Origin of the sequence: Psychrobacter okhotskensis, assembly GCF_013248965.1 — a bacterium.
Taxonomy (GTDB): Bacteria; Pseudomonadota; Gammaproteobacteria; order Pseudomonadales; family Moraxellaceae; genus Psychrobacter; species Psychrobacter okhotskensis.
Genome location: NZ_JABRVQ010000002.1, coordinates 190,486 through 203,319 on the forward strand (window position 1 = coordinate 190,486; position 12,834 = coordinate 203,319).

At 43.7% G+C, this 12,834-nt stretch carries 12 protein-coding genes; 3 read left to right on the forward strand and 9 right to left on the reverse strand.

Annotation, left to right across the window (positions count from 1 at the left end; translation table 11 throughout):
• Positions 1-34: 34 nt before the first annotated feature.
• The 7 genes from HQR03_RS02175 to HQR03_RS02205 all read right to left on the reverse strand — a co-directional run bounded on the left by HQR03_RS02175 (position 35) and on the right by HQR03_RS02205 (position 7,884).
• A complete protein-coding gene (locus HQR03_RS02175) occupies positions 35-853 on the reverse strand; it encodes a helix-turn-helix domain-containing protein (RefSeq protein WP_101211617.1) in 819 nt (272 codons plus the stop codon).
• Complete coding sequence (gene pilW, locus HQR03_RS02180) at positions 850-1,785, reverse strand: type IV pilus biogenesis/stability protein PilW (RefSeq protein ID WP_227523224.1); 936 nt, start codon at positions 1,783-1,785, stop codon at positions 850-852. The genes HQR03_RS02175 and pilW overlap by 4 nt, the downstream gene beginning before the upstream one ends.
• Positions 1,786-2,081: 296 nt before the next feature.
• Entirely contained in the window at positions 2,082-3,266 is a 1,185-nt protein-coding gene (gene rlmN / locus HQR03_RS02185) for a dual-specificity RNA methyltransferase RlmN (protein ID WP_407074168.1), read from the reverse strand.
• Positions 3,267-3,625: 359 nt separating this feature from the next.
• Complete coding sequence (gene ndk / locus HQR03_RS02190; protein ID WP_055124481.1) at positions 3,626-4,057, reverse strand: nucleoside-diphosphate kinase; 432 nt, start codon at positions 4,055-4,057, stop codon at positions 3,626-3,628.
• Between the two features lie 451 nt (positions 4,058-4,508).
• The gene (locus tag HQR03_RS02195; protein ID WP_025650587.1) at positions 4,509-4,928 is read right to left on the reverse strand and encodes a lysozyme inhibitor LprI family protein; all 420 of its coding nucleotides are present in this window, start codon (positions 4,926-4,928) and stop codon (positions 4,509-4,511) included.
• 172 nt (positions 4,929-5,100) lie between these two features.
• On the reverse strand, positions 5,101-6,390 hold the full coding sequence (locus HQR03_RS02200) for an adenylosuccinate synthase (protein WP_173238973.1): 1,290 nt from the start codon (positions 6,388-6,390) through the stop codon (positions 5,101-5,103).
• 198 nt (positions 6,391-6,588) lie between these two features.
• Positions 6,589-7,884 (reverse strand): ATP phosphoribosyltransferase regulatory subunit, encoded by a 1,296-nt coding sequence (locus HQR03_RS02205; protein ID WP_173238974.1) that lies wholly within the window; start codon positions 7,882-7,884, stop codon positions 6,589-6,591.
• Positions 7,885-8,362: 478 nt separating this feature from the next.
• On the opposite strand from HQR03_RS02205, the gene HQR03_RS02210 reads away from it, so the two are divergent.
• Both HQR03_RS02210 and corA read left to right on the forward strand, forming a co-directional pair.
• Positions 8,363-8,752 carry a DUF2237 family protein gene (locus HQR03_RS02210; RefSeq protein ID WP_025650590.1) on the forward strand — a complete coding sequence of 130 codons (390 nt, stop codon included), beginning with the start codon at positions 8,363-8,365 and terminating at the stop codon, positions 8,750-8,752.
• A 168-nt stretch (positions 8,753-8,920) separates the two neighbouring features.
• Positions 8,921-10,135 (forward strand): magnesium/cobalt transporter CorA, encoded by a 1,215-nt coding sequence (gene corA / locus HQR03_RS02215; protein WP_173238975.1) that lies wholly within the window; start codon positions 8,921-8,923, stop codon positions 10,133-10,135.
• A gap of 70 nt (positions 10,136-10,205) precedes the next feature.
• Here corA and HQR03_RS02220 read toward each other — a convergent pair whose 3' ends face one another.
• Both HQR03_RS02220 and folD read right to left on the reverse strand, forming a co-directional pair.
• Complete coding sequence (locus tag HQR03_RS02220) at positions 10,206-10,724, reverse strand: phosphate-starvation-inducible protein PsiE (protein ID WP_173238976.1); 519 nt, start codon at positions 10,722-10,724, stop codon at positions 10,206-10,208.
• Between the two features lie 105 nt (positions 10,725-10,829).
• Complete coding sequence (gene folD / locus HQR03_RS02225; protein WP_173238977.1) at positions 10,830-11,717, reverse strand: bifunctional methylenetetrahydrofolate dehydrogenase/methenyltetrahydrofolate cyclohydrolase FolD; 888 nt, start codon at positions 11,715-11,717, stop codon at positions 10,830-10,832.
• A gap of 467 nt (positions 11,718-12,184) precedes the next feature.
• Between folD and HQR03_RS02230 the strand changes: the two genes are divergently transcribed.
• Positions 12,185-12,796, forward strand: a complete 612-nt coding sequence (locus HQR03_RS02230) for a hypothetical protein (RefSeq protein WP_025650595.1) — start codon at positions 12,185-12,187, stop codon at positions 12,794-12,796.
• Positions 12,797-12,834: the final 38 nt, after the last annotated feature.

Here is a 12,834-nt window from a genome sequence, read left to right on the forward strand (position 1 = left end):
AAACAATAGGCGAAGAGGTAAAAAGGCAGAAAGACTAAGGAGCCAACTCAAAACTGGCCTGCTTATCCGTAGCATAGGTATCTAAGGCGACGGCTTCTTGATTGAGCATTAAGCTGACGTTATCGACATTATCAATCTGCACATTAAATGGTGGCATGCCTGACAATTGGTAGTCACCAGCTGTCTGCGCGCCATTCATCAAGTTGCTACCAGAAGCGTCAGTAATACTAATAACGGCATTATCCGTAATCTTGATATCCAAAGCCGCCACACTGGTATTGGCATCACCGCCCAAATTTAGTGCAGAGCCAGACGCGCCGACCCCATTGGCATCGGTGTTGACTGCAGCACCTTGTGCTTGCTCTATGGCTGAGATATCCTCGACAGCTGCCGCTGGCTCTTGGTTATTCTCTTTGCTCGCATTGCTCACCATACGAAATAAAAATATCGCTAAGATGATTAGCGCGATAACGCCTATGATTAATAGGGGGTTAAAGCGAATACGGTTGTGCGTATCACGCTGCAATGTACCCATTGGGCGCAAAGGCGTGTCTATATTGCTTGCCGACTGGGCTTTTAGCTCTTTGGGATAAGCGGCATCGAAACTGCTCGCTATTTTTACCGGATCTAAGCCCAAAAATTTGGCATAATTAATCGCAAAACCACGAGCAAAAGCCGCTTGCGGTAGCTCAGAGAAGTTTTCACTCTCTAGCGCTTGCAAATGACGCTTTAAAATAAATAGCTCAGCTGCCACCTCTTCTAAGCTGATTTGTTTATTTTTTCGGGCTTGCTGCAATACGGCACCAAATGATCCCTGCGGGTTAGATTGAGTGTTTGATGATGGGGTGATCATTTCCATGGTGCCTCTGGATTATTAAGCCAAGTCTTAAGTTGTTTTGCCTCATCGCTTAACGGGTAAGCCGATAAAAGCTGCTGTGCCAATTGTTGGCGCGTTGTCTTGTTGTTTTGTACAGCGGCAATTTTGATGCCTTGCAACAGTAAGCGTGGGCTAATACCCTGCCCTTGTACCAGCATCAAAGTCTCGTCATAGAGCCGCTGCGCTTGCTGCACACGCTGCTGCTCAAGCAATAAGTCTACCAATTCAATATGGGCAATAATACTATTGCGATTGCCATCTAATGCCCGCAAGAATGCTTTGGCTGCTGCTGGATGATCATTGAGTTGCAGATAGGTGCGACCCAAGTTTTCTAGCGCGCCAATACGGCCTTCGTAACCCAATGCTGCACCGGCGATTTCAAACTGCGCCGCCGCTTCTTGGTAACGCTTCATTTGCGACAAATAAACGCCGTAATTATTGTGCGCTTGCTCAAAATCTTTATCAAGCGCGATGGCTTTTTTAAAATACTGGTCGGCTTTTTCAAGATTGATGCGGCTGCCTTCTTGCTGCAACAAAACGCCCATCATATCATAGGCTGGCGCGTAACGGCTATCAGCAGCAAAGGCTTTTTCTAACTGACGCTGCGCGGTATCAAGCTCGTTTTTGCGGATATATTGCGCAGCAAGCGAGGTGCGCACACGAGCGATTTCTTGTTGATCCAAGTTGCGATTGTCACTCGGTCGCGTGGACGTTTGATAAGGGGTGCTACCCGTTAGATCATTGGTCGTCGTGCTTTGACAGCCGCTCACTAGCAAGCCTGCCAATGCACTTGCCAGCAGCATACGCTTTGGCGTAGTCAGTGACTCAAGCGCTGATATCAACGGCTTGAATGCCGAAAGAAAGGGTTTTTGATATTTGAACTGACAAGAATCTTTAGAAGTCATCATAGCCGCCATCATAAAACTGTGGTTCAGTACAGAGGATCAAAGAAGCATCAGTTTAATAGATTTAGCCCCCATAAGTACAATTTAGTTACTATTAATTGTGGTCTTCATGATTATTAGCCGTTGTGACTACAATTTTATTACCGTTGTGATGGATAAAAGACAGCTAATGAGTAGAAATTGATAGATTGTTCATCACTTTTATCCATATCGTCTTTAATTATTGACACCAGTCTAAACGGTTGATACCGCCCCTATCCATGCTACTTTAAACCATTAATATTACAAACGGCATCACCCTAAACGTTTTCACGGTCTTTGATACTTTGCTGCCACGCCGCTGAGCGACGTGTTCTATCAGCCACTTGTCCGACTAATTGACCGCAGGCCGCATCAATATCATCACCACGGGTTTGGCGAATCGTACAGACAAATCCTGCTTGGCTCAAAATATCACTAAAGGCATGAATACGATTGTTGCTTGATTTGTCGTAATTGGCATGTGGAAATGGATTAAATGGTATCAGATTAATTTTGCTTGGCAAATCACCTAGTAAAGCAACCAATTGATGAGCGTGCTCGTTGCTATCATTGACACCATCAAGCATCACATATTCAATGGTCACATGCTTTTTATGGCGCGGATTCACGTCATAAACATAATTGCGAGCGGCTGCCATCAACTCTTCTAACGGGTATTTCTTATTAATCGGCACTAGCTCATTACGCAGCTCATCATTGGGTGCGTGCAGTGAAATCGCCAGTGCCACATCGATATCTTGTGCCAACTGATACATTTTTGGCACGACGCCTGAGGTTGATAATGTCACCCGACGCTTTGACAAACCGTAGGCGTGATCACTCAGCATCAGCTCCATCGAGCCAACCACTGGCTTATAGTTTAGTAGTGGCTCGCCCATGCCCATCATCACCACGTTGGTCACGTTATTTTCCCACAAGCTATGATCAACGTTGTCTAAACTGTCATTTTCATCAGTCATATAAGAAGCATTAGCTACCCAAAGCTGTCCGATGATTTCAGCTGCCGTCAAATCCCGCTCAAAGCCCTGTTTGCCAGTACTACAGAAACTACAATCTAACGCACAGCCAACTTGTGAAGACACGCACAAAGTCTTACGGCCGTTTACTTTGCTGTCATCTGCTGGAATCAGTACCGTCTCAACCAAAGAGCCGCCAGTGACTTCGAATACCCATTTGCGCGTACCATCATCACTATATTGACGATGAATCACTTTTGGCGGAACGACGCAAGCATTGGCTGACAGTTTATCGCGCAGTGACTTACTCAGATTGGTCATCTGCTCAAAATCTGTGACGCCGTGCTGATATATCCATTTAACCACTTGCGTCGCTCGAAACGGCTTTTCGCCAATACTCTTAAAGTAATCGGCCAATTGCGCTTGTGTCATCCCCAATAGATTGGTCTTGGCCTGCGCTTCATCTACTAGCTTAATACTACTCATAGGCTTAGTAGGTACGTGCTGGATGGGTGTTTGAACAGTTGACATAATAGGTAACCTTTTTGCATAAGCTTAGATAAGCACTGCAATTATTTGTATGAATGTTGCCACGAGCAATGCATGAGCAATCCGTTATGAGCGCATTTCCTATCGATAACTAATAGCTGATAAAAATATGCTGATAAGGGATTGATAATGCTCAGTAAATACAATAATGAGGGAAGTCGCTAAAAATTTCAATGAATAATACAGATTATTATAATAGCTAAAACGGCTTATACCAAAAGATATAAGCCGTCTCGCCACACTAATTATTAATCAGCGCTATTGTTTATAATAGCGGCTGCTAATAAAAACTGTTACTAACGCGTACGTGCACACACTTCTTCTTCATTAAAGAAGTAGCTGATTTCACGTGCTGCTGATTCAGCTGAATCTGAACCATGAACGGCATTTTCGTCGATGCTGCTAGCAAAATCAGCACGGATAGTGCCTTCAGCGGCGTCTTTTGGGTTAGTAGCGCCCATGATATCACGATGCTTAGCGATAGCATTTTCGCCTTCTAATACTGATACCAACACTGGACCTGAAGTCATAAATGACACTAGGTCATTATAAAATGGACGTTCAGCATGCTCAGCGTAAAAACCACCTGCTTTTTTGTCATCTAATTGCATCATTTTAGCTGCAACAATTTTTAGACCTGATTTTTCAAAACGGTCGTAGATAGCGCCGATGTTATTGCCAGCAACTGCGTCAGGTTTGATGATAGATAAAGTACGTTCGTTAGCCATGAAAAACTCCTAATAAATAAAAAATAAAATGAAAAATTCAATAAGAAATGAAATAGTAAAAGGGTTATTTTATCTCTGACCACAATGTTGACTTAGGCTAATTTAAACCACTCATTGCTCATCAATACGAAAACATGAGCGCCAACACCAGATTGCTGCCTATTATAATGATTAGCGCTATAAATGATAGGGTTAATTTATGACCGCACCTTGCATAAAAGTAAATTTATAAAGGCGGCATATCTTAAGACAAAGTAAGTATCCGTCAATAGCAGGTACTTACCCTACTTATCCAATCACTGACCATCTTTGTCCTTTATGAGCATGGGACTGGCTAAGCAAAAACGCTATACAAACACTATTAGCGAAAAAACCCTCAACATATAAGGCTAAGGGTTTTCGTTAATACGAAGCTATGCAGATCACTGCTTTCAAGCAAGGCTAAAAACAACTACTCGCCTAGGCGGCTGTCTCGACAACTGCCCGCATTACATTCACGCACCCGCTCATTTAAGAAGTTAACGCGACTGGTCGTCGTGCGAGTGGCACAGCCCATATTAACAAAAAATCCATTTTCATCATCATGATAGCTACAACGATCATCACGCTCACGTATCCAAGCCAGTTGTCCACGTTTTAGCGTGGATTTTTGCTTTTTATTGAGCTGTTTGCTCAACTTATTATAAGAGTTATTCAGCTCTTTATCGGCTTGCAAATATACCTTTGTTAAACAGTACAAACCATCAAAGTCATTATTAGGATTATCACAATTTTCAGCGCCCCAAGAAAGCATAGGTATCATAAAAGCTGCAGAAGTTAACAGCGCTAAAGATGTCTTGCGAACGGAATGCTTAAGAATATTCGTTTTCATCACGTTTTCCTTTTCGTGTATTGATAAAATTAAAGCCACTGATGACATAATACACCGAATTAAACCAAAATAATGTTAGCAAGTCTATTTTTTCATGCAAAAAAAACCCCAATGCTCAGCACTGGGGTTTTATCGCTCAATCTACCTATTAATAGTAGTTTTTTAACACTACTTACGCATCATACGGATCACGCAGTACGATGGTCTCTTCGCGGTCAGGACCGGTTGAGATAATATCAACTGGGCAACCAATTAGTGCTTCGATACGTTTGATATATATTTTGGCGTTTTCTGGCAAGTCGTCATAATTGGTGATACCAACCGTTGACTCACTCCACCCTTGTAGCGTTTCGTATTTTGGCGTCACTGACTCATAGAATTCAGCATCATGCGCGCCAGCAAACTCCGTATCTGGCACGTCATAGCCTACCCCAATGAGCAGCTCTTCAAGTCCGTCTAGGACATCAAGCTTGGTCAAGCAAATACCTGATAGTGAGTTCAATACCACTGCACGGCGCAAGGCTTCGGCATCGAACCAACCACAGCGACGTGCACGACCTGTCGTCGCACCAAATTCATGACCAACTCGAGCTAAATGCGCGCCAACATCATCGAACAATTCAGTTGGGAACGGACCACTACCAACACGGGTGGTATAAGCTTTGGTGATACCCAATACGTAGTCTAAGTACAATGGACCAATACCCGTACCAGTCGATACGCCGCCCGCGGTGACGCTTGAGCTGGTCACAAACGGATAAGTACCATGATCGATATCAAGCAATGTACCTTGTGCGCCTTCGAACATCAGGTTCTTGCCAGCCAGTCGCAATTGATTGAGGTCTTCAGTTACATCAGTAACCATGCCTTTGATTTCTGCTTTCCACTCTTGGCAAAGCTTAAATGTTTCATCAAAATCAATCGCGTCAACTTTATAATACTGGGTCAGTTGGAAGTTATGATATTCGATTAAGTTACGTAGTTTTTCTTCTAAATCATCACGGAATAAATCAGCAAGCTTGATCGCACGGCGCGCCACTTTGTCTTCATAGGCAGGACCGATACCACGACCTGTTGTACCGATTTTGCCAGTACCACGCTTGGCTTCACGCGCCTGATCAAGTGCGACGTGATATGGCATAATCAATGGGCAGTTTGGTGAGATGCGCAGACGCTCACGTACCGGCACGTTGTTGTCTTCTAACTCTTTCATTTCTTTGAGCAATGCATCTGGTGCTAACACCACGCCATTACCGATGAAGCAAGTCACGCCTTCACGTAAGATACCTGATGGGATCAAATGCAAGACCGTGGTTTTGCCATCGACAACTAGCGTGTGACCTGCATTGTGACCGCCTTGAAATCGAGCAACTGCTGAGGCTTTTTCGGTGAGTAAATCGACGATTTTACCCTTACCTTCATCGCCCCATTGGCTACCCAAAACTACGACATTCTTACCCATGATCAATCCTTACCTTTATGTATTGAGGTGTGTGCAATAACGGTTAAAAAACTAAAATGATGTTAAAACTGCTTATAACCTAAGACAGTTTTAAGGTATTTACTATCTGTTTTGCTAAGTACTAACGTATTTTTCGAAAGCGCTTAGCATGATGATTTTTTCTTACACTGGCGGCTATTTACTTAAAATCTGCTGCAGCTAAAGGGTTTTTAGTTGCCACTGATTATCAGCAAAATCCAAACGGTGCGTGACATCTGCGGGACTATCTTGCGCATCTAATGGCATGGTAACGCGGTAGCCTTGCTGACGTAAGCTTTCAACTTGTTGTAACAACGTCTGCTTTTGAGTCTTATCAGCATTGTGCAAGGCGGCATAATCCACCAATACAATACTTGGCGCATCAAGCTGCGTATGGGCAAGCAAACGACTGACATCCATACTAAAACCGGTCGCTTCACGTGGCTGCTGGCTATAACTTTGCATACCATCAAAACGCCCACCGCGTACTAGCGGCTGGGTCTCACTATTGATATAGCCGTTAAAGACAATACCCGTATGATAATGATAGCCTGACAGTTCTGTCACATCGATACTGACCGGACACTGCCACTTCTCTTGCAGATGGGCAGTTAGGCGCTGTAACTCGTCAACAGCAGTAGCAATCTGTGTATCCTGCTGCGCCGTCGCTGACAATTTTGCCAATAAATGCGCCATATCATGACCAAAACGTGCCAATGCGTAAAAGTCATCGCCCATCGGTAACGCTTGGCAGACGCGCTTTAGCTCTGGCAAATTCTTATTGGCATACAAGTTCATCAATTGCTGAGTATCATGCTCAGGCAATTCGGCCAATTCAGCCAAACGCTTGAATATCGCTACGTGACCCAAATCGATGTGTAGCGCGGCACTCATATTGAGACTATTGAGCATCGTAAACAACACATCTATCAGCTCAATATCTGCCGCAAGCGAGGCGCAACCAAATATCTCAGCACCTAATTGCAACGGTGTGCGCGAACCAAAAAGTCCTGACGGCAAAGTGTGAATCACATCTCCCGCGTAGCAGTAACGCGCGATACCTGTGCCGCCGTGATGCGCATCAATACGCAAAATCTGCGGAGTAATATCCGCGCGCACACCCATTAGGCGACCGGTCAGCTGATCGATGATTTTAAAGGTTTGACGCTTTAGATCTTCTGAGGCATCACTGAGCAGCGACTCAGTAAACTCAATCATCGGTGGATTGACCAACTGATAGCCATGCGTAATCAGTTGCTGTGTAAGCTTGTGCCTGAGCACTTCTTGTTTTTGGGCATCTTCAAACAATACATCGACCACCCCATCAGGCAGCAACCAGCTGTTGGCAACATCGCTGGCGAAATTGCTCAAATAAGGTAAACGGTTGGGTGCGGCGTTGTGATCAGCGGACTGAGTCGCTGCTTTGTTGGCAATATTTGACTGGACAGGTTTTGCAGAATCAGAACTGACAGACACAATAAATCCTTGTTTGGCGTATCGCTTACCAAAAACGCGGTACTGATGCGGTACTTAAAGGTTATCTTTACAATTGCATTGACGCTGGGCGTTTTTATTTTTAACGCGCAACATCGTTGACCCAATTATTTATAAACAAACTAGGTAACCGCAAAAGGGTGAGTAATAAGTATAAGTTCGGACGATAAGACGAGTATCTTTATGCGCTAATAAACGACGATAAATAATCAAGGCACTTTATGCTTTAGTTTAGCATAGCAGTTAAGGTTCGCCTAGTGACAATTCGCCACAATCAGCATCTAATTTCGGGACATCGCTGCTACAAAGACAACGATTATATTCACCTTAGATACATCGCTGTGCGCCTAAGAATGTTAACATTATCCCTGTATAATAAAGACAGTCATGAGCATGGTGAGAACCACGCCTTCGATCCAGACTATGGTACACTACCCTATATTTTTATCTCGGAAGCCTTATGTCATCTGATTATCATCCAAACCCAGCCATCAACCAAAGCAACGTTTTAGGCACTGCTCTTGCCAGTTGTTGCTTTGATCCTATCACCGGTTTTTATCGCAATGGCTTTTGTCATACTGGCAATCACGATGTCGGTCAACATACCGTTTGCGCCAAGATGACCAGTGAGTTTTTAAACTTCTCTGCCAGTCGTGGCAACGATCTGATTACCCCGCTACCTGAGTATAACTTTGCAGGTCTACAGCCTGGTGATTATTGGTGTATCTGCGCGCTACGTTGGGTCGAAGCATTAGACTTCGATATCGCACCACCAATAAAACTCGAAGCGTGTCACGAAAGCTTATTGAGCTTAGTCGATATCGACACCCTAAAAAGCTATGCGCTGTAATGGTTAATGGTTAATGGTTAATGGTTAATGGTTAATGGTTATTACTTCACAATAACTGCTTTTTAATAATGGCTTGTTTTTAATAAATGACGGCCGTGATAATGATAGTGGCTAAACGGATAAAGAGGTTTGCTTGGCGCGGGCTTTTATTTTATTAAAGGAGGGTGTATGGACAATGATGATGACCAATTGATCAAAAAAACGGCGCGTATTACACCTGAGTCTAATGTCAGTCGTATTTATGCCGATATGCACGACGAGCATCTCTATTTAGACAATTATGACAGCTATATCTACGGCGATACTGACGCCACTGCCGAAGATACGATTGAGACCATGACGGTCTATGATCCAGACTCTGAGCGTTATGAAGATATCGAATATAGCAGCACAGATGAAGTGGTCAGCTGTTACTCCTACTCGCGTAAAACTGGCGAAAAACTCGATCAAATAGCCCTAAATGACGTCAATCGCTGTTTGAGCAACAATGGTCAATTTGTCTGGCTCGGTCTGTATGATCCTAGCTTAGAAACCATGGTCAAAGTTCAAGACGCTTTTGGTTTACATGAGCTGGCGATTGAAGATGCTTTTGCCGATCATCAGCGCGCCAAAGTCGAAAACTACGACAACGATATGGTGTTTGTGGTGCTGCGTACGGCGAAACTTGAAGACAATGTCATTCGCTACGGTACGACAGCGATATTTATGGGCAAAAACTACCTGATTACCATTCGTAATGGCCCATCCAACTCTTACGCTCCTGTGCGTGAACATTGCCATCGTCGTCCTGAAAAGCTGCGTATGGGACCGATATTTGTCTTGCATGCTATTCTCGATTTTATCGTGGATAACTATATGCCGATTACCGATCGTTTGGGTCGCTACTTGCGTGAGCAGGAACGCTATGTATTTACTTACGAGTTCGATAAAAGCACCCTAAAAAACCTCTATGAGCTCAAATCGCAGCTGGTACACATGCGTGCCATTATTTTACCAGTGCAAGACATCTGTAGCTTCTTTATCAATCACAAAAAGAGCGAGTTAATCTCAGGGTTCTCGCAAGCAGCCAAGCCTTACTTTCGCGACGTCAATGACCATCTATTGCACTCTTTAGATGCCATCAATGGTCTCAATGAAATGCTCAGCGTCGTGATGAATACCTATATGGCAATGGTCAATATGGGACAGAACGAAGTCGTACGTAAGCTTGCGGCGTGGGCGGGTATTTTAGCCGTTCCGACAGCGATTGCGGGTATTTACGGGATGAACTTTGATTTTATGCCCGAGCTCCATTGGAAATACTCTTACCTTGTCATCATGGCAGTGATCATCGCTTTATGTAGTTACTTATATTACAACTTTAAAAGATTAAAATGGCTGTAATATAAAATCGTTAGTGTAAAAAAGGGCTGCCATTGGCAACCCTTTTTTTATGCTAATTCTACATCAATTATTATTCACGGCGATGCTTGGTATTACTATCGGGAGCCTGAGCATTATCAGGAAGCAACGCTTCGATAGCCAAGTTGGCATACTTCCGATCAAGATTGTCTTCTGGACGGCCAAACGTTTTTGCCGTCCACGTTAGCACCACAATAGAGGCGCTCAGTACCATAATAGCCACAGAAATCGTCGCCAGTAGCCACAGATGGAAGTAGTCTGATACGGCCTGCACATCGACTACCAAATGTCGTGACAAAGCCGTAATGGCGATAAATATCAAAAACTGTACCGGCAGACGATGGGTCTTAAAATAAATACCAATCATGGCCAACAGTTCAAGATAAATAAACAACATCAAGATATCTTTTAAGTCCGCTGAGCCTTTTTGGATAATGCCAATAAACTCTTTGCCCGCAGCCCAAACCACGACCACACTGATTAAAAATAAGATTATGTAATGAGAGATATCGACGAACTCTCTACCAATATTTTGCAATCGCTCATGAATACCCACGTTCTTTTTAGCCATGTTAGATCCTATCAACGGTAAAGGGGTTGATGTAGTCTGAGTCTTTATACTATGTAGGCTCAAGCTTCTTATCTATCGGCAATCCGTGCTCTTATGATTAACTTATTAACTGATATCTAAGCCAGCGGCTTTTTCAGCGGCATCAACAGTCTGGCGAATAAGGGTATTAATCGTCATTGGGCCCACGCCACCTGGTACAGGCGTATAAGCACTGGCGATGCTTTCCACACCCTGCATCTCGATATCACCGACACCGCCATTATCCGTTGGATGGAAACCTGCATCGATGACCACTGCGCCCGCTTTAATCCACGCAGCTTGAATCAATTCAGGCACGCCAACTGCCCCAACCACGATATCAGCGCGCTGAATATGAGCGGCTAAATCTTGCGTTCTTGAATGACAAATGGTCACCGTACAGTTGGCATTCAATAGCATCATCGCCATTGGTTTACCCAAAATAGCACTACGCCCGACGACGACCGCTTCTTTACCTGCCAGCTCAATACCGTGATGCGCTAATAAATGCATGATGCCTTGCGGTGTACATGAGCCATAGGCCGACTGCTGCATGGCCATACGACCAAAGCCGAGACAAGTCACGCCATCGACGTCTTTTGCCAAGTCAATCTGCTCAAAGCAAGCGCGCTCATCGATATGCTCAGGAACTGGATGCTGTAGCAAGATACCGTGAACGTCAGGATTGTTATTAAGCTCATCTATCTTTGCCAAGAGCTGCTCTGTCGTCGTCACACTCGGCATCTCAACACGTATAGAGTCCATACCAACACGCTTACAGGCATTGCCCTTCATACGCACATAAGTCGCTGAGGCGGGATCATCACCGACCAATATCGTCGCTAAGCTTGGGGTACGTCCAGTTTTATCCTTGATAGCATCCACGCGCGTGCGCAGTTGCTGTTCTATTTGTTTGGCAAGTGCTTTGCCATCCAATACGGTGGCGGACGCTTGGGCAGTAGACGCAATAGACATAGGAACTCCAATAGAGGGTGCGATAAAAAAATAAAGACAGCGCCGCAATTACTTGCATGCCTGTCTTATCCTTAATCAAGGTATGGTTGATAGTCATATTGTACCTGCCTACGCTAAAAAATCCTAGCGCACAATAGAACTTAACGGCTCGCATTCGACTCAATAAAAAAGTTAGAAACGCTATTTTATTAAAAACTGTCATTTATTGAACCCTTACTCACTGAACAAAGAAAATGACAGTGACTCACTAGAAACGTCATATTTATTATTTTTCTAAATATATAAGCATTCACGTTAATGAATTTTATTTTTTTGTTGAGTTAGATTGCTGTGCTTTGAAACATTTTTTAAGTTTGCTATATTTATGATGAATTTATTTCTCAGGTAACTATCAGAATTAGTTAACTATTGAGGAATTAGCCATTAAACAGAGGGCTATTAAAAATAATAATTAGGAGACAATCACGATGCACACCACAGAAAATAAAGAACGTATTATCGATAATTCTGAAGATTTAAAAACTAAAATTACCGAATCCATAGATGCTTTTAAGCTGCGTGCTGAGCTGTTAATGGCCAATATAAAAGAAGGCGGTGATGATAGCTACGATCACTCGACCAGCAATGCCGGAGAAAAAGGTCTTAAGTCAGGCAAAGTGTCTGAGCTTACCGTTATCGCCCCTTTAAAAGAAGGCGGAGCAGAGCGTTTAAAAGAAATCTTAAAAATTGCAGGTGGCAACCTCAAAGGCGCTACGCGAGTAGGTACGCTGCACGATCTGCGTTTTGCGTTTTTAGATAATGATACTCGAGTGCTATTTTGCACGGCTTATGATGGAAATTGGGATCCATACATTGATGATTTTGCGACCAAAATTCCTGAGTTGATGGACATCTTATTTGGTAGTGTCGAAGGCTGGCCTGGTATCAAAGACCCAAGCGTCAAACAGTTTATTTTAGACCATCAGATTACAGCGGCGGCTTGGTACGTTGGTGTCCCTCATCTCACTATTCAAGATATTCGCCGTCAAGACCGTATTGTCAAAGGTATCAATAAAGCTTTGGATGATGCGCAGTCTTAACCTTAAAAAACGTCTAATTTTCAATAACTTTGTATTGT

Excerpts from the sequence above, each read along its gene's own strand:
- HQR03_RS02175 (WP_101211617.1), bottom strand. The coding sequence starts at position 853 with ATGATCACCCCATCATCAAACACTCAATCTAACCCGCAGGGATCATTT.
- pilW (WP_227523224.1), bottom strand. The coding sequence starts at position 1,785 with ATGATGACTTCTAAAGATTCTTGTCAGTTCAAATATCAAAAACCCTTT.
- rlmN (WP_407074168.1), bottom strand. The coding sequence starts at position 3,266 with ATGAGTAGTATTAAGCTAGTAGATGAAGCGCAGGCCAAGACCAATCTA.
- ndk (WP_055124481.1), bottom strand. The coding sequence starts at position 4,057 with ATGGCTAACGAACGTACTTTATCTATCATCAAACCTGACGCAGTTGCT.
- HQR03_RS02195 (WP_025650587.1), bottom strand. The coding sequence starts at position 4,928 with ATGAAAACGAATATTCTTAAGCATTCCGTTCGCAAGACATCTTTAGCG.
- HQR03_RS02200 (WP_173238973.1), bottom strand. The coding sequence starts at position 6,390 with ATGGGTAAGAATGTCGTAGTTTTGGGTAGCCAATGGGGCGATGAAGGT.
- HQR03_RS02210 (WP_025650590.1), top strand. The coding sequence starts at position 8,363 with ATGTCATCTGATTATCATCCAAACCCAGCCATCAACCAAAGCAACGTT.
- corA (WP_173238975.1), top strand. The coding sequence starts at position 8,921 with ATGGACAATGATGATGACCAATTGATCAAAAAAACGGCGCGTATTACA.
- HQR03_RS02220 (WP_173238976.1), bottom strand. The coding sequence starts at position 10,724 with ATGGCTAAAAAGAACGTGGGTATTCATGAGCGATTGCAAAATATTGGT.
- folD (WP_173238977.1), bottom strand. The coding sequence starts at position 11,717 with ATGTCTATTGCGTCTACTGCCCAAGCGTCCGCCACCGTATTGGATGGC.
- HQR03_RS02230 (WP_025650595.1), top strand. The coding sequence starts at position 12,185 with ATGCACACCACAGAAAATAAAGAACGTATTATCGATAATTCTGAAGAT.